Source organism: Methylobacterium aquaticum (assembly GCF_016804325.1).
In the GTDB taxonomy this organism is placed as follows: domain Bacteria; phylum Pseudomonadota; class Alphaproteobacteria; order Rhizobiales; family Beijerinckiaceae; genus Methylobacterium; species Methylobacterium aquaticum_C.
The window spans coordinates 2,682,269-2,697,330 of sequence record NZ_CP043627.1; the positions used below are offsets into that span (position 1 = coordinate 2,682,269).

At 72.0% G+C, this 15,062-nt stretch carries 13 protein-coding genes and 1 pseudogene; 5 read left to right on the forward strand and 9 right to left on the reverse strand.

Annotated features, from left to right (window positions below):
- Nucleotides 1-111: 111 nt before the first annotated feature.
- Nucleotides 112-1,515, reverse strand: coding sequence for a cytochrome P450 (locus tag F1D61_RS12115; protein ID WP_203158150.1), 1,404 nt, complete (start codon nucleotides 1,513-1,515; stop codon nucleotides 112-114).
- Between the two features lie 132 nt (nucleotides 1,516-1,647).
- On the opposite strand from F1D61_RS12115, the gene F1D61_RS12120 reads away from it, so the two are divergent.
- Together F1D61_RS12120 and F1D61_RS12125 are read left to right on the forward strand one after the other, a co-directional pair.
- Nucleotides 1,648-2,076 (forward strand): RNA polymerase sigma factor region1.1 domain-containing protein, encoded by a 429-nt coding sequence (locus tag F1D61_RS12120; RefSeq protein WP_203158152.1) that lies wholly within the window; start codon nucleotides 1,648-1,650, stop codon nucleotides 2,074-2,076.
- A 280-nt stretch (nucleotides 2,077-2,356) separates the two neighbouring features.
- Nucleotides 2,357-3,484: a carboxylate-amine ligase gene (locus tag F1D61_RS12125; RefSeq protein WP_203158153.1), complete on the forward strand. Its 1,128-nt coding sequence runs from the start codon at nucleotides 2,357-2,359 to the stop codon at nucleotides 3,482-3,484.
- Nucleotides 3,485-3,491: 7 nt separating this feature from the next.
- On the opposite strand, the gene F1D61_RS12130 is transcribed toward F1D61_RS12125, so the two are convergent.
- Nucleotides 3,492-4,370 (reverse strand): hypothetical protein, encoded by an 879-nt coding sequence (locus F1D61_RS12130; RefSeq protein ID WP_203158154.1) that lies wholly within the window; start codon nucleotides 4,368-4,370, stop codon nucleotides 3,492-3,494.
- A gap of 212 nt (nucleotides 4,371-4,582) precedes the next feature.
- On the opposite strand from F1D61_RS12130, the pseudogene F1D61_RS12135 reads away from it, so the two are divergent.
- Nucleotides 4,583-5,154 (forward strand): annotated as a pseudogene (locus F1D61_RS12135) (helix-turn-helix domain-containing protein).
- Nucleotides 5,155-5,294: 140 nt separating this feature from the next.
- Here the strand turns inward: F1D61_RS12135 and F1D61_RS12140 are convergent.
- Nucleotides 5,295-5,591: a hypothetical protein gene (locus F1D61_RS12140; RefSeq protein ID WP_203158157.1), complete on the reverse strand. Its 297-nt coding sequence runs from the start codon at nucleotides 5,589-5,591 to the stop codon at nucleotides 5,295-5,297.
- 474 nt (nucleotides 5,592-6,065) lie between these two features.
- On the opposite strand from F1D61_RS12140, the gene F1D61_RS12145 reads away from it, so the two are divergent.
- Nucleotides 6,066-6,326, forward strand: a complete 261-nt coding sequence (locus F1D61_RS12145; RefSeq protein ID WP_203158160.1) for a hypothetical protein — start codon at nucleotides 6,066-6,068, stop codon at nucleotides 6,324-6,326.
- A 193-nt stretch (nucleotides 6,327-6,519) separates the two neighbouring features.
- Nucleotides 6,520-6,762 (forward strand): hypothetical protein, encoded by a 243-nt coding sequence (locus tag F1D61_RS12150; protein ID WP_203159406.1) that lies wholly within the window; start codon nucleotides 6,520-6,522, stop codon nucleotides 6,760-6,762.
- Here F1D61_RS12150 and F1D61_RS12155 read toward each other — a convergent pair.
- The 6 genes from F1D61_RS12155 to kdpA form a co-directional block, all read right to left on the reverse strand.
- On the reverse strand, nucleotides 6,738-7,427 hold the full coding sequence (locus F1D61_RS12155; protein ID WP_203158162.1) for a response regulator transcription factor: 690 nt from the start codon (nucleotides 7,425-7,427) through the stop codon (nucleotides 6,738-6,740). The genes F1D61_RS12150 and F1D61_RS12155 overlap by 25 nt on opposite strands.
- Nucleotides 7,424-10,159, reverse strand: a complete 2,736-nt coding sequence (locus tag F1D61_RS12160) for a sensor histidine kinase (RefSeq protein WP_203158164.1) — start codon at nucleotides 10,157-10,159, stop codon at nucleotides 7,424-7,426. Before F1D61_RS12160 ends, F1D61_RS12155 begins: the two co-directional genes overlap by 4 nt.
- On the reverse strand, nucleotides 10,156-10,764 hold the full coding sequence (locus tag F1D61_RS12165; RefSeq protein WP_203158167.1) for a K(+)-transporting ATPase subunit C: 609 nt from the start codon (nucleotides 10,762-10,764) through the stop codon (nucleotides 10,156-10,158). Before F1D61_RS12165 ends, F1D61_RS12160 begins: the two co-directional genes overlap by 4 nt.
- A gap of 14 nt (nucleotides 10,765-10,778) precedes the next feature.
- A complete protein-coding gene (kdpB, locus tag F1D61_RS12170) occupies nucleotides 10,779-12,893 on the reverse strand; it encodes a potassium-transporting ATPase subunit KdpB (RefSeq protein ID WP_203158169.1) in 2,115 nt (704 codons plus the stop codon).
- Nucleotides 12,894-13,153: 260 nt separating this feature from the next.
- Nucleotides 13,154-13,339, reverse strand: coding sequence for a hypothetical protein (locus tag F1D61_RS12175; protein ID WP_203158171.1), 186 nt, complete (start codon nucleotides 13,337-13,339; stop codon nucleotides 13,154-13,156).
- Between the two features lie 3 nt (nucleotides 13,340-13,342).
- A complete protein-coding gene (gene kdpA / locus F1D61_RS12180) occupies nucleotides 13,343-15,061 on the reverse strand; it encodes a potassium-transporting ATPase subunit KdpA (protein ID WP_203158173.1) in 1,719 nt (572 codons plus the stop codon).
- Nucleotide 15,062 lies beyond the last annotated feature (1 nt).

Below are 15,062 nucleotides of genomic sequence, written 5' to 3' on the forward strand. Positions count from 1 at the left end.
GCTCGGAGATTTCTGGAAAACTCTCCGCGGTTCTGGATTCCGGGCTCCGCTTGCGCGGCCCCGGAATGACGAGGAGGGTTCGAAGTCTGGAGGGACCGATCGAACGATCCCTCAGCGCAACGTCACCCGCATCGGCATCCCGTCCGCCGGGCGCAGGGTGATGCGCTGCTTGAGCTCCGGCAGATAGCCGGGCCGCAGCGAGAACCGGAGCGAGCGGACCAGCACCGCCAGGATCGCCACCGCCTCCGAGAGGGCAAAGCCCATGCCGATGCAGATCCGGGGACCGGCCGCGAAGGGCAGGTAGGCGTAGCGGTCGCGGACCTTCATGGCGTCCGGGGAAAAGCGGGCGGGGTCGAAGCGCTCCGGCTCGTCCCACAGGGTGGCGTGGCGGTGGACGGCGTAGATCGGGATGGTGATCGGCGTTCCGGACCTCACCGCGATCCCGTCGAGGTCGACGTCGCGGATCGCCGCCCGCACCACCACCGGCACCGGCGGATAGAGCCGCATCGCCTCGAGGATCACCTGGCGGGTGTAGGGCAGGGCATCGAGATGCTCGGGGCGCAGCTTCCCGCCCCCGGTCGCCGCCTCGACCTCGGCGGCGATCAGCGCCTCGCTCTCCGGGTGGTGGGAGAGCAGGTAGAACGCCCAGGTGAGGGCGAGCGCGGTGGTCTCGTGCCCGGCGGTCACGAAGGTGAGCAGGTTGTCGGCGACGTCGCGGTCGTCCATCGCCTGGCCGGTCTCCGGGTCGCGGGCGGCGAGCAGCAGGCTCATCAGGTCGTTGCGCCCCTCGGTGCCGGTGCGGCGCCCTTCGGCGGCAAGCCGCACGAGCTCGTCGCGCAGGTACATCTTGGCCCGCTCGGCCTTGGACCGGCCCGGGAACGGCATCCAGGCCGGCGCCCGCAGAAGCGTGAGCGCGAAGATCCAGCTCGTCGATTCGAGGTAGTCGGTGATGCCGCGCTCGACCCGGGCGGCGTCGATGCCGCCGGGCCCCGAGAGCATCGTCTCGGCGATGATCTCGAAGGTCGTGCGCATCATCGTGTGGGCGATGTCGATCTCGGCGCCGTTGGCGGCATCGGCCGCCAGCGCGTCGCGGGTGCGCTCGGCGGCGGCGATCATCGCCGGCACGAAGCTGCGGATGCGCTCGGCCCGGAAGATCGGCGCCGCCGCCCGGCGCTGCCAGCGCCAGCGCGCCCCGTCGGCGGTCAGGATCGCGTCGCCCAACGCCGGCGAGAGGGCGCGGCGCAGGACCTCCGATTTCTCGAACGCGTCGGCCTCGTCCACCATCACCCGGCGGATCAGGTTCGGGGCCATCACGAACAGGCTGGAATTGCCGAGGAAGCTCGAGGTGTAGTGCGGCTCGCGGTAGATCGTCTCGGGCCAGGCCTCGAGCGGGTTGCGCACCACCGTGCGCAGGAAGCGCCACGGCCCGAGCGGCCGGGCCGGCGGCGTGATCCGGGCGAGGACCGGCCGCGGCCCCTCGGGCGCCGGACGGACATGGGACGGATGCGCGGTCATGGCTCGCCTGGGTTCGGGGGTCCCGACGGACACCGGGAGCCCGCTCCTTCTCCTACCCCATCTGGGCGCGACCGTGACGGGGAAACACGCGTGGCCCGGTGCGCGTTGGCACCGACAAGTCCGGAGCCTCCGATGCAGGCCGCCTTCGACCGCACGACCCTCGACCGCCTGATCGCCTTAGGGAAGAGCCGGGGCGGCCTCACCCCCGACGACCTGCGCCGCGCCCTGCCGGTGGACCGGATGAGCGCCGAGGACATCGCCCTGGTGCTGATCGAGCTGGAGGAGGCCGGGATTTCGGTCGATCCGGACGAGATCGTGATGACATCCGGCCGGCCGCTCCCACCTGCCGGCGCGGTCCGGCTGCCGGAGCCGGGGGCGCCCGAGGCGGCTCCGCCCGCCGCCGCACCGACGACGGCCTCGCCGGTTGCAAGCCCGCCGGAGATCCGCGCCGCGCCGCCCCCGGAGCCCCAGGGCGGCGCGCACCGGGCGGTGGTGTGGGCGGGCGTGGCGGCGCTCGTCCTCGTGCTCGTCGTGCTGGCGCTGTGGGCGGGGCGGGGGTGAGCGGCCGTCCCCTCAACCGTCCCACCCGCGACCTCATCCTGAGGTGTTAGTCCATCGGAGATGGACTGACCTCGAAGGAGGGCTCCAGATATCTCGGTGCCATCTGGAGCCCTCCTTCGAGGCCCACTGCGTGGGCACCTCAGGATGAGGTCGCGGACGGGAGGCCCGCCCCCCTCGGCGTCCCATGCTCCTGTCGTCCGGCACCGTGCACGCCATGCCCGAACCGTGGCCGCCGACCGGCCGGCCCCTATATCCGTCCGCTCTCGGAGAACCCCCATCCATGACCGGCCCCGCCTACCGCTTCGGCATCGAGGAGGAGTTCTTCCTGGCGGATGCCGCGTCCCGCGGGACGCCCCGCTCCGGCGTGCGCGGTTTCCACGCCGCCGCCAAGGCGCTGCTGCCGGCGGCCGAGCGCGAATTGCTCCAGAGCCAGATCGAGATCGCGACGCCGCCGGCGACGGAGATGGAGGAGGCGAGGTCCGGCCTCGCGTCCTTGCGCAGGGGGCTTGCCGAGATCGGGCGGGCGCACGGCATCCTGGTCTTGGCCGCCGGCACCCATCCGGGCGCGGCCTGGGATGCGCAACGCCCGACCGACGGGGCGCGCTACCACGGCATCCTCAACGAGGTGCGGATGATCGGCCAGCGCACGCTGGTGAGCGGCATGCACGTCCATGTCGAGGTGGCCCGGCCCGACGACCGGGTCGACCTGATGAACCGGCTGCTGCCGTTCCTGCCGGTGCTGCTTGCCCTCTCGGTGTCCTCGCCGTTCTGGCAGGGGCGGGACACGGGGCTTGCCGGCTACCGCCTCAGCGTGTTCGGCGAGATGCCGCGCACCGGCCTGCCGGAGCTGTTCGCCTCGGCCGCCGAGTTCGAGCGCTACGTCGCCGTGATGGTGCAGGCCGGGGCGATCCAGGATGCGAGCTTCCTGTGGTGGCACCTGCGGCCCTCGATCCGCTACCCGACCCTGGAACTACGCATCGCCGACAGCTGCACCCGGGTCGAGGACGCCGTGGCGATCGCCGGGCTCTATCGCTGCCTCGTGCGCGCCGCCGAGCGCCGCTCCGACCTGAATGCCGGCCTCGATCCCGTCGCCCGGGCGGTGATCCGCGAGAACCTGTGGCGGGCCCAGCGCGACGGCGTGCGCGCCGCCCTGATCGATCCCGAGGCCGGGCGGGCGGTGCCCTACGGCGAGGCCCTGGAGACGGTGCTGGCGCTGGTCGCCGAGGATGCCGCGGAATTGGGCTGCGAGCCGGCCCTGGAGGCCGCCCGCCGCATCGCCCGCGACGGCACCAGCGCCGACCGCCAGCGCGCGGCCTACGCGTCCGCCCGGGGCGAGGACGGCGACGACGCGGCCGGCATCGCCGCGGTGGTGGACGCGCTGGCGCGGGAGACCGAGGGGCGGGCGTAGACGACCCTCACACCCGGCACAGCCGGGCGAGGCGCCGGCCGGAGACCTGGCCGCGGGGCGTGCCGTCGCTCTGCACCGCATCGCCCGCCAGCGCGATCCGGGTCGGGTTCTCGAACAGGGTGTAGCGGGTCCGCCAGGCCGGCAGGCCGAACTGTACCGCCCAGAGCCGCAACGCGGTGCAGAAGCCCCGCAGGGTGCCGGGCCCGAACCGCAGGGGATCGAGGACCGGCGCGACCCCGGCGGCGCCGTAGGGCAGGGCGCGAAAGCCCGCCAGCAGGTCCGGGCGGCCCTGCGCGAGGGTGAAGGCGGCGGTCGATTCGACGCCGAGCACCCCGGCGCGGTCGGGCGGGACGGTCGTCGCGACGGCGAGCGGCTGCTCGGCCACCAGCACCACGGCGCGGTCGGGCGCGCCGGCGAGGTCGAGCGCCAGCGGCCGGTAGCCGGCCCCCGGCACGCGCGGCGCGGTGAACACGACGCCGATCAGGTCGAGGGCGGCGGCGGAACCCGAGACCCGGTCGGGATGGGCGGTCCAGCCGATCAGCCGCTCGCGCTGGGCAGACCGCTCGGCTGCCACGTCGGGGACCTGGATGTCCGTGTCCGGGAGCGTGCCCCGGAACGGCACTCCTGCCTCGGGGCCGGCCGCGGTGCAGACCGGGCAGGCGGGGGCAGGCCGGGTCTCGGCGGAATCCGGGGAAAGCGGGCGGTCCGGCAGGCGGGCGGGTGTCTGCGCCGCATCCCGGGAGCCGGATGACGGCACCGCCTCGACGGCCGGGCGCGGGCGCAGCAGGCCGATGCGCGGATCGAGGGCCGCGATCACCGCGAACGGGATGGCGACGGCCCCGAGCGCCGCCGCACCGAGCCGCCAATGCCCGCTTGCCTTCCGCACGCTCCACCGCCCCGCTTGCGCGCAACCCGTGGCGCGATCACGCCAGTATGTATCCGATTTCGAGGAAAGTGCGTCCGCGACAAAGACTTAGACAAAGAATTCTGGGGATGGCGCAGTTCTCCGCTTGTCCCTTGCCCCAACGTGATCTCTAGAGCCCGTCCGAACCGCCGGGACGGGTGCCCGGCCGGCCCGGATGCCCTATGCTGCCCCCCATGACGATGCCCGCGCCCGACCCTACGGACGGCCTCGCCCGACGGCTGCGGCTGGAGCGCGAGGCGCGGGGCTGGTCGCTCGGCGACCTGGCGGCCCGTTCCGGCGTCTCGAAGGCGATGATCAGCAAGGTCGAGCGGGCGGAGGCGAGCCCGACCGCCGTTCTGCTCGGCCGGCTCTCGGGGCCTTCGGGCTCACCCTCTCGACCCTGCTGGCCCGGGCGGAGGGGGAAACCGGCCAGATCCGACGCGAAGCGGCGCAGCCGGTCTGGGTCGATCCGGCGACCGGCTACCGCCGCCGGCAGATCTCGCCGCTGATCGCGGAGCATCCCCTGGACCTGACGGAGGTGGATTTGCCGCCCGGCGCCGAGGTCTCGTATCCGGCCGCCTCCTACGCCTTCCTGCGCCAGATGATCTGGATGCTCGACGGCACCCTGACCTTCCGGGAGGGCGCGGCCACCCACCTGCTCGCACCCGGCGATTGCCTGGCGCTCGGCGCCCCGGTCGATTGCACCTTCGCCAACCGCAGCGACCGTCCCTGCCGCTACCTCGTCGCCGTGGTGCGGCAGCGCTGAGAGCGTGCGTGCACGGTCATACGATTTCCGGTTCATCGCTTCGCGATGCGGAAATCGGCTTCGCTCAAGCGTGTGAAGCCTACGGCTTCACCGCGCGGGCTGGTGATACGATTTCCGGAAGTGATCGTCCGGAACTCGTATCACGCCGCGCGCCGGGCGAGGAAGCTGCGGGCCTCGGTGCCGCCGCGCAGGAAGCCGTAGACCAGCACCGGCCAGCAGAACAGCAGGACCGCCATCGGCACCGACATCTGCCAGCCGACGATCGCCCCGACGATGCCCGCCGCCGAGCCGACGAAGCGGAAATAGAACACCGGCACCGCGACCACGAGGGCGATCAGGACCGGCACGCCCAGGACGGCGGTCAGCCCGGCCTGCACCGCCAGGAGGTTGGTCACGCCCATGGCCAGGAATACCAGGAAGGCGGCGATCTGCATCATCGGGGCTCTGCTCTCGGGCATCGGATCTGACGTGGAGCCATACAGACAGGCGAGCATGGCTTTTTGTAGGGCGCCACGGGGCAGGCGACCGCCCTTCGCACGGCGCGTCCGCGCGATCACGGCGAGCCCTGACCCTGAGGAATCCACGAAGGAATCCAGGAAGAGGCCGACGACGGAAACCCCTCGGGCATTACGGCACCGCGGCCGGATGCACTCCGGCCGCATCGGGCCGGGGCGTCCTCTCATCTAACCGTCATGTCTCTCGCCAGACGTTTCGAGTCGGTTACAGTTTCATCCGCTGCGGACGGCCTTCGAATCCGCGAATGCTGCAGTGCAAGGGACATTGCGGGGAACAAGACGGGGAGCGGGATGGATGTCAGGTCGCGACTCAGCCAAGTTCAGTCCGATATCGGGGCGACATGCGACCGCGCGACACGGCAGGTATCCTTGATCGAGGCGCGGGAGCGGAGCGGCTTGTCGACCGATCACGAGCGGAACATCCTGCGCGGCATGCGCGTCTCCTTGGGCTTCGAGTATCGCCAGCAGGATCTGCTCCTGGCGACCTTGTCCCGCCAGGCCGAGCACGACCGTGGCCCGGTGCCGGCCCGGCGCCGGTGCCACCGCGGCGTCGGGGAGGATTGCCCATTGCCGATCCGCTGCTGCGCGACCCTGGCGGCGACGGTCCGGCTCTCGCCGGAGGCGACCTGGTCGCACGCGGCGATCGCCCCGCGCTGATTCGCCGGATGCGCCCCGCGTTTCACCCCGACCGGTGAGGCAAGACCGCCACAGCCGTCCGCCATCGGCCGCCCCGAGCGGTCCCGCTCCCCTCGGGCGGGCGCCACCTCACCGGGCGCTGTGGCGCCGGAGCACTGGCGGGAAGCCCGGGCCCGGCGGTCTTCTCGGCCAGCGAGATCAGGGAGTCAGCCCTTTGCCCACCCCTTGGCCCACCCCGTTGCCCGCCCTGTCGGATGCGCCGCTCTTCCTCCACGTCGCCGGCTCGCTGGTCTTCGTGGCCGCCGCCGGCCGCGGCATCGGCTGGGCCCTCGACGCCTGGGTGCGCCGCGCGCCCGAGGACGCCAAGCAAGCCGAGCCCAAGCCGGCCGAGGCCAAGCAGGCCGAGCCGGGGAGTCCCGCCGGAGCCCCGGCTCAATCCGGCGCCCGCATCCGGTAGCCGACGCCGGTCTCGGTCAGGATGTAGCGCGGGCGCTCGGGCTCGGGCTCGAGCTTCTGGCGCAGCTGGCGCACGTAGACCCGGAGATAGTGCGGGTCGGCGGCGCTGCCCCAGACCTCGCGCAGCAGGTGGGCATGGGTGAGCACCTTGCCGGCATGATGCACCAGCAGGCGCAGCACGTCGTATTCCTTCGGCGACAGCTTCACCTCGCGCTCGCCCACCCGGACGATGCGGCGCACGAGATCGACCGTGAGCTCGCCGGCCCGGAAGAGAGGGCGCTCGCCGCCGACCGCGAGCTGGTGGCGGAGCGCGTTGCGCATCCGGGCCAGCAACTCGTTCATGCCGAAGGGCTTGGTGACGTAGTCGTCCGCCCCGAGATCGAGCGCCTCGACCTTGCCGGCCTCGTCGTCGCGGCTCGACAGCACGATCACCGGCAGGTCGGGCTTGCGGGCGCGGATCTGCGCCAAGAGCGCGTGGCCGGCGATGTCGGGCAGGCCGAGATCGAGGATGACGAGGGCAAACGGCTCCTGCTCCAGGAGGTCGAGGGCGGTGCGGCCGTTATGCGCCTCCGCCACCGCGTAGCCCTGGCTGCCGAGGCCGACCCGCAGCAGCTTGCGGATCGGCGGCTCGTCGTCGATCACCAGGATGCGGGGGTCGTTCGTCACGCGGCGTCCTCCAGGGCGGCGCGGGGCACCGGCAGGGTCAGGGTGAAGACTGCACCGGTCCGGTCCGGGCGGTTGCGGGCGGTGATCCGCCCGCCCATCGCCTCGACGAAGCCGCGGGAGATGGCAAGGCCCAGACCCGTCCCGGCCCGGACCCGGTCGCGCTTCCTCACCCGGTAGAAGGTGTCGAAGATCCGCTCCTCGTCGCCCTCCGGGATGCCCTCGCCCTCGTCGAGGATCGCCAGGACCACCGCCTCACCCTCGTGCCGCGTCTCGTGCCATCCCTCGATCCGCACCCGGCTGCCCTCGGGCGCGTATTTGGCGGCGTTGTCGAGGAGGTTGAACAGCACCTGCTCCATCAGCACCGCGTCGAGGCTCAAGGGCGGCAGGCCGGGCCGCAGCGCCAGGTCGACGCGGTGGGGGGAGAGGATCTTGGCCACGCGCGCGAGCGCCGTCCCGACGATCTCGGCGAGGTCGTGGGGAGCGAGGTTCGGCGCCAGCGCGCCGGATTCGAGCTTCGTCATGTCGAGGAGGTTGGCGATGAAGCGGTTCAGGCGCTCGGCCTCGTCGATGATGGTGGCGAGCAATTCCCCTTGCGCCTCCCGGTCGAGGGCGTCCCCGAGGTCGCGCAGGGTCGTGGCCGAGCCGAGCACCGCGGCGAGCGGGGTCTTGAGGTCGTGCGAGAGCGACGACAGCAGCGCCTGGCGCAGGCGGTCGGTCTCGGCCGAGCGCCGGGCGCGGTCGAGGTCCTCGACGAGGTGGACCCGCTCGATGGCGAGCGCGCCCTGGTCGGCCAGCGCATCGAGGAGCCGGCGCTGGTCGGGGGTGAGGAGCGGCCCCGGCTTGTCGCCGTCGAGCCCGACCACCCCGACCATGCCGCGGCCGGTGCGCAGGGGCAGGAACAGGCGCTTGGCGCCCGGCAGGGTGTCGGCGCCGCGGCCTGCCGGGCGGCCGTGGTCGAAGGTCCATTTCGCCGCCGCGAGGTCGGCCTCGTCGAGGAAATCCTCCGGCGGATAGCCGGCCATCACGGTGACGGTGCCCGCATTCACGCCACCCGTCTCCGGCAGCAGCAGCACCACCCGCAGCCGCAGCATCAGGGCGATCTGGTAGGCGGTGGCCCAGAGCACGTCGTCGAGGGTGCCGCAGCTCGCGAGCTTGCGCGAGAAGCCGTAGAGCGCCTCCGTCGCCCGCGAGCGCGCCCCCGAGATCGTCGCCTCGGCCCGCACGCGGCCGGCGAGGTTCGAGACCACCACCGCCACCAGGGTGAAGAAGAACAGCGCGACGACGTTGGTCGGGTCGGCGATGGTGAAGGTGTAGAGCGGCGGCAGGAAGAAGAAGTTGTAGGCGAGCGACGAGGCCAGGACCGCGGCGAGCGACGGATACAGCCCGAACCGCACCGCCACCGCCACCACGGCGGTGAGGAAGACGAGGTCGGTGCTCTCGTGGCCGAGCGACGATTGCAGCACGAGGCCGAGCCCCAGGGCGCCCGCCACCGTGGCGAGCGCCGCGAGATAGGGCAGGGGGCCGGGCCGCGGCGGGGGAGCGGTGCGCACGCCCTTGTGGGCGGCCGGCGCGCCGGCCGCCTCCTCGCCGGCCACGACGAGGACGCTGATCGGGCCGGAGCGGCGCAGGAGGTCGTGCACCACCGAGCCGTTGACGAGCTCGAACCAGCGCGAGCGGGTCGACTTGCCGATCACCACGTGGGTGACGTTGTGCTCGCGGGCGAAGGCCACCACGTCGTCGGCGATGCGGCCCTGGCTCGGCAGGGTGGCGGTCTCGCCCCCCAGCCGCTCGGCGAGCCGGAGCGTGTCGGCGATGCGGTCGCGCTCGGCCTCGCCGAGATGAGCGCTGCGCCGGCTCTCGATGGTCAGCGCCGTGAACGGCGCCCGCAGCCGGTCGGCGAGGCGCTTGGCGGTGCGCACGAGGCCTGCCGAGCGCGGATCCTCGCTGACGCAGACCAGCACCCGCTCGCCCGCCGCCCAGGGGCCGGGGATCGCGTGGGCCCGCATGTGGGTGACGAGCTGGTCGTCGACCTGCTGGGCGGTGCGGCGCAGGGCCAGTTCGCGGAGCGCCGTCAGGTTGCCGGGGGAGAAGTAGTGCTTGAGCGCCCGCTCGGCCTGGCGCGGCAGGTAGACCTTGCCCTCGTGCAGGCGCTGGATCAGGTCGCCGGGGGAGAGGTCGATGACCTCGATGTCGTCGGCCCGGTCGAGGATCGAATCCGGCACGGTCTCGCGCACCCGGATCCGGGTGATCTGCGCCACCACGTCGTTCAGGCTCTCGACGTGCTGGATGTTGAGCGTCGTGTGGACGTCGATGCCGGCCTGGAGCAGTTCCTCGACGTCGAGGTAGCGCTTCGGGTGGCGCGAGCCCGGGGCGTTGGTGTGGGCGAGCTCGTCGACCAGCGCCAGGCGGGGTTTTCGCGCGAGGAGCCCGTCGAGGTCCATCTCGTCGAGGGTGCCGCCGCCATAGGCGACGACGCGGCGGGGCAGCACCTCGAGCCCGGCGACCAGGGCCTCGGTCTCGGGTCGTCCGTGGGTCTCGACCACGCCCACCACCACGTCGATGCCCTCGCGGCGGCGGGCATGCGCCGTGGTCAGCATCTCGTAGGTCTTGCCGACCCCCGGCGCCGCCCCGAGGAAGATCTTCAAACGCCCGCGCCCGGGCGCCTCCCGGCGCGCCTGCGCCAGGAGAGCGTCGGGCGAGGGGCGCAAGTCGTCCCTCATGCCCTCCCTCATCGGGCCTGTTGCGCGTCGAGCGCGCGGTTGAGGGCGAGCACGTTGACCCGCCGCTCGCCGAGGAAGCCGAGGCTCGGCTCCTGGACTCTCTCCGCGACGAGGGCGCGCAGAGCATCCTCGGGAACGCCGCGGGCCTTCGCGACGCGGGGCACCTGGAACAGGGCGGCCTCGGGCGAGACGTCCGGGTCGAGCCCCGAGCCCGAGGTGGTGACGAGGTCCTGCGGCACCGGGTCGGTCGGGTTCTCGGCCTTCAGCGCCGCGAGGTCGGTCTTCACCCGGTCGATCAGCGCCGGGTTGGTGGGCCCGAGATTGGCGCCGCCGGAATTGGCGGCGTTGTAGGGCGCCGCCACGGTCTTCGAGGCGTCGGCGGGATCGGGCGCCACGGTCGCCGAGGGGCGGCCGTGGAAGTAGCGCGCGCTGGTGAAGCTCTGCCCGACGAGGGCGGAGCCGACGAGCGTGCCGTCCGCGTTGCGGACGAGGCTGCCTTGCGCCTGGACCGGGAAGAGCCGCTCGGCGAGGCCCGTCATGGCCAGCGGATAGGCGAGGCCGGTGACGAGGGTCAGGCCGGTGAGGAGCACGAGGGCGGGGCGAATGTGCCGGAGCATGGCTGTTGTCTCTTCTAAGCCAGATGGAGGGCGCTCACGGCGAGATCGATCACCTTGATGCCGGCGAACGGCACCAGGATCCCGCCGAGACCATAGATCAGGAGGTTGCGCCGCAGCAACGCGGCGGCGCCGACGGCGCGGTAGCTCACCCCGCGCAGAGCCAGCGGGATCAGCGCCACGATGATCAGAGCGTTGAAGATGATCGCCGACAGGATCGCGCTCTGGGGCGAGGCCAGCCCCATCACGTTGAGGGCCTGGAGCTGCGGGTAGAGCCCGACGAACATCGCCGGGATGATGGCGAAGTACTTCGCCACGTCGTTGGCGATCGAGAAGGTGGTGAGCGCGCCCCGCGTCATCAGCAGCTGCTTGCCGATCTCGACGATCTCGATGAGCTTGGTCGGGTCGGAATCGAGGTCGACCATGTTGCCGGCCTCGCGGGCCGCCACCGTGCCGGTATTCATCGCCACGCCGACATCGGCCTGGGCGAGCGCGGGCGCGTCGTTGGTGCCGTCGCCGCACATCGCCACCAGCTTGCCCTGCGCCTGCTCCTTGCGGATGAGCGCCAGCTTGTCCTCCGGCGTGGCCTGGGCCAGGAAATCGTCGACGCCGGCCTCGGCGGCGATCGCCGCCGCGGTCATCGGGTTGTCGCCGGTGATCATCACCGTGCGGATGCCCATCCGGCGAAGCTCGGCGAAGCGCTCCCGGATGCCGCCCTTGACGATGTCCTTGAGGTGGATGACGCCGAGGAGCTTGCCGTCGCGGGCCACCGCCAGCGGCGTGCCGCCGGCCTTGGCGATCTCCTCGGCGATGGCGCGGATCTCCTGGGCCGCCATCGGGTCGAGGCGGGGTTGCAGCACCCGGGCGGCGGCGCCCGCACCGACCAGCGCCGGGGCGGATTCGAGGCTCGCGATCACCGCCTCGACCGCCCCTTTGCGGATCGACGACCCGTCGAGGTCGATGCCCGACATCCGCGACTGCGCGGTGAACGGCACGAAGGTGGCATTGAGGCTTGCCATGTCGCGGGCGCGCAGGCCGTGCGCCTCCTTGGCGAGCACCACGATCGAGCGGCCCTCCGGGGTCTCGTCGGCGAGCGAGGCGAGCTGGGCCGCATCGGCCAGCGTGCCGGGGGTGACGCCGCGCACCGGCCGGAACTCGGTCGCCTGGCGGTTGCCCAGCGTGATCGTGCCGGTCTTGTCGAGGAGCAGCGTGTCGACGTCGCCCGCCGCCTCGACGGCCCGGCCCGACATGGCGAGCACGTTGAACCGCACCAGCCGGTCCATGCCGGCGATGCCGATCGCCGAGAGCAAAGCCCCGATCGTGGTCGGGATCAGGGTGACGAAGAGGGCCACCAGCACGGCGAGGGGAATCGCGCCGCCGGCATACGCGGCAAAGCTCGGGATCGAGCCGACTGCGAACACGAACACGATGGTGAGGCCGGCGAGCAGGATGTTGAGCGCGATCTCGTTGGGGGTCTTCTGCCGCGAGGCGCCCTCGACGAGCGCGATCATCCGGTCGATGAAGGTCGAGCCGGCGGCCGCCGTGATCCGCACCCGGATCCAGTCGGAGAGCACCTGCGTGCCGCCGGTCACTGCCGAGCGGTCGCCGCCGGATTCGCGGATGACGGGGGCGGATTCGCCGGTGATCGCCGCCTCGTTGACCGAGGCGATGCCCTCGATCACCTCGCCGTCCGACGGGATCACGTCGCCGGCCTCGACCAGCACCACGTCGCCGACCTTCAGGCCGGCGCCGGGCACGGTCTCATAGGGAGCCCGCGGGCCGCCGGCGGCGGCGGCGGGGCCGGCCAGGAGCTTCGCGGTCGTCTCGGTGCGGGTGCGGCGCAGGGAATCGGCCTGCGCCTTGCCGCGCCCTTCCGCCACCGCCTCGGCGAAGTTGGCGAACAGCACGGTGAACCACAGCCAGAGGATGATCTGGCCGGTGAAGGCGAGATCCTGCCCGCCGGTGACGAGGTCGCGGACGAACAGCAGGGTGGTGAAGGCCGCCACGACCTCGACCACGAACATCACGGGGTTCTTCACCATCTGGCGCGGATCGAGCTTCGTGACCGCGCCGAGGCAGGCCGGGCCGATCAGGCCGGCATCGAGGAGAGAGGGTTTTTGGGTCTGGGCCATGATCCTGGGATCCGGATGAAGGCAGAAAAATCGAGGATTGTTTCAAGGTTGGCTCGCACGATCCCGACACCCTCTTCGTCATTCCGGGGCCGCGAAGCGGAGCCTGGAATCCAGAACCGCAGGTGTTTCCGAAGAGAGCGAAGCGCGCTCAGCTTCATCCTGCACCACCTGAGTGTCTGGATCCCGGGCTCTCGCCTTTCGGCGAGCCCCGGGATGACGCGGAGGGTGTCAGGTCGGCGGGCGGATCTTCTTTGCCGAATTCACGGCGCCAAAGCCGCACCGCCGAGCATGATCGCCGCCCAGATCGCGCCGGAGCCGAGCAGGGCGAGGCCGGTGAGCGCCAGGACGATGTCGCAGGGCCGCAAGGTCGAGCGGTCGGAAAGCGGGGCGGAGCGGGGCCGGTGCCGGGACAGGCCCCGGCGCAGGCGGTCGGCATGGGTGGCCATGGCTCAGTTCCCCGCCGCCGCGAAGGTCTGGCCCGCCGTGCCGGCCAGGTGCTCGACGATCGGTCCGAGCGCCAGCGAGGGCAGGAAGGTCAGGCCGCCGACGATCAGGATCACCCCGACGAGCAGGCCGACGAACAGGCCGCTATCGGTCGGGAAGGTCCCGGCGGAGGCCGGCACCGTCTTCTTCGCCGCGAGCGAGCCGGCGATGGCGAGCGCCGGGATGATGACGAAGAACCGCCCGACCAGCATCCCGGCGCCCAGCGTCAGGTTGTAGAACGGGGTGTTGCCGGACAGGCCCGCGAAGGCCGAGCCGTTATTGGCCGCCGCCGAGGTGAAGGCATAGAGGATCTCGGTGAAGCCGTGCGGACCCGCATTCGCGGGACCCGCCAGCCCGGCCGACAGCACCGTGGCGAGCGCGGTGAAGCCGAGCATCATCAAGGGCAGGCAGAGGATGGCGAGCATCGCCATCTTGACCTCCCGGGCCTCGATCTTCTTGCCGAGATATTCCGGGGTTCGCCCGACCATCAGCCCGGCGACGAAGATCGCCACCACCACGAAGACCAGCATGCCGTAGAGGCCGGCGCCGACGCCGCCGACGATGATCTCGCCGAGCTGCATGTTGACGAGCGGGATCAGGCCGCCGAGCGCCGTGAAGGCGTCGTGCATGGCGTTCACCGCGCCGCAGGAGGCGGCGGTGGTCACCACGGCGAAGAGCGCCGAGCCGGGGATGCCGAAGCGCAGCTCCTTGCCCTCGAGGTTGCCGCCCTGGAGCCCGAGCGCGTTCAGGAGCGGGTTGCCGGCGCCCTCCGCCCAGTAGGTGACGGCGGTGCCGGCGAGGAACAGCACGCCCATCGCGGCGAGGATCGCCCAGCCCTGGCGCTCGTCCCCGACCATGCGGCCGAACACGTTGGTGAGCGCGGCGCCGAGTGCGAAGATCGACACCATCTGGATGAGGTTCGACCACGCGGTCGGGTTCTCGAACGGGTGGGCGGCATTGGCGTTGAAGAAGCCGCCGCCATTGGTGCCGAGCATCTTGATCGCCACCTGGCTCGCCACCGGGCCGAGGGCGATGGTCTGCTTGGCCCCTTCCAGGGTCGTCGCCTCGGCGTAGGGCGCCAGCGTCTGCGGCACGCCCTGCCAGACCAGGAACAGGGTGTAGACGATGCAGAGCGGCAGCAGCACGTAGAGGGTGCAGCGGGTCAGATCGACCCAGAACGAGCCGACCGTGCGGGCCGAGGCCCGGGCGAAACCCCGGATCAGCGCCACGGCGAGCGCGATGCCGGTCGCCGCCGAGAGGAAGTTCTGGTGCGTCAGCCCCAGCATCTGGGAGAGGTAGGAGAGGGTGCTCTCGCCGCCGTAATTCTGCCAGTTGGTGTTGGTGACGAAGCTCGCGGCGGTGTTGAAGGCGAGGTCCGGCGCCACCGCGGACTGGTCGGCGGGGTTGAAGGGCAGGAGGTTCTGCAGCCGCAGGATGCCGTAGAGCAGCACGAAGCCGGCGGCGTGGAAGACCAGCATGGCGCCGGCGTAAGTCAGCCAGTGCTGCTCGTGGCGCTCGTCGATGCCGGCGAGGCGGTAGAGGCCGCGCTCGATCGGGCGCAGCACGGGGGAGAGGGGGGTGGAAGCGCCGGTGAAGACCCGGGTCATGTAGAGACCGAGCGGCTTCACCAGGGCGAGGACGACCGCGCAGAACAGCGCGATCTGGAGCCAGCCTGAGAGCGTCATG

Coding starts and splice junctions, on each gene's coding strand:
- F1D61_RS12160 (WP_203158164.1), bottom strand. CDS start 10,159: ATGAGGGAGGGCATGAGGGACGACTTGCGCCCCTCGCCCGACGCTCTC.
- kdpA (WP_203158173.1), bottom strand. CDS start 15,061: ATGACGCTCTCAGGCTGGCTCCAGATCGCGCTGTTCTGCGCGGTCGTC.
- kdpB (WP_203158169.1), bottom strand. CDS start 12,893: ATGGCCCAGACCCAAAAACCCTCTCTCCTCGATGCCGGCCTGATCGGC.
- F1D61_RS12165 (WP_203158167.1), bottom strand. CDS start 10,764: ATGCTCCGGCACATTCGCCCCGCCCTCGTGCTCCTCACCGGCCTGACC.
- F1D61_RS12115 (WP_203158150.1), bottom strand. CDS start 1,515: ATGACCGCGCATCCGTCCCATGTCCGTCCGGCGCCCGAGGGGCCGCGG.
- F1D61_RS12140 (WP_203158157.1), bottom strand. CDS start 5,591: ATGATGCAGATCGCCGCCTTCCTGGTATTCCTGGCCATGGGCGTGACC.
- F1D61_RS12175 (WP_203158171.1), bottom strand. CDS start 13,339: ATGGCCACCCATGCCGACCGCCTGCGCCGGGGCCTGTCCCGGCACCGG.
- F1D61_RS12120 (WP_203158152.1), top strand. CDS start 1,648: ATGCAGGCCGCCTTCGACCGCACGACCCTCGACCGCCTGATCGCCTTA.
- F1D61_RS12125 (WP_203158153.1), top strand. CDS start 2,357: ATGACCGGCCCCGCCTACCGCTTCGGCATCGAGGAGGAGTTCTTCCTG.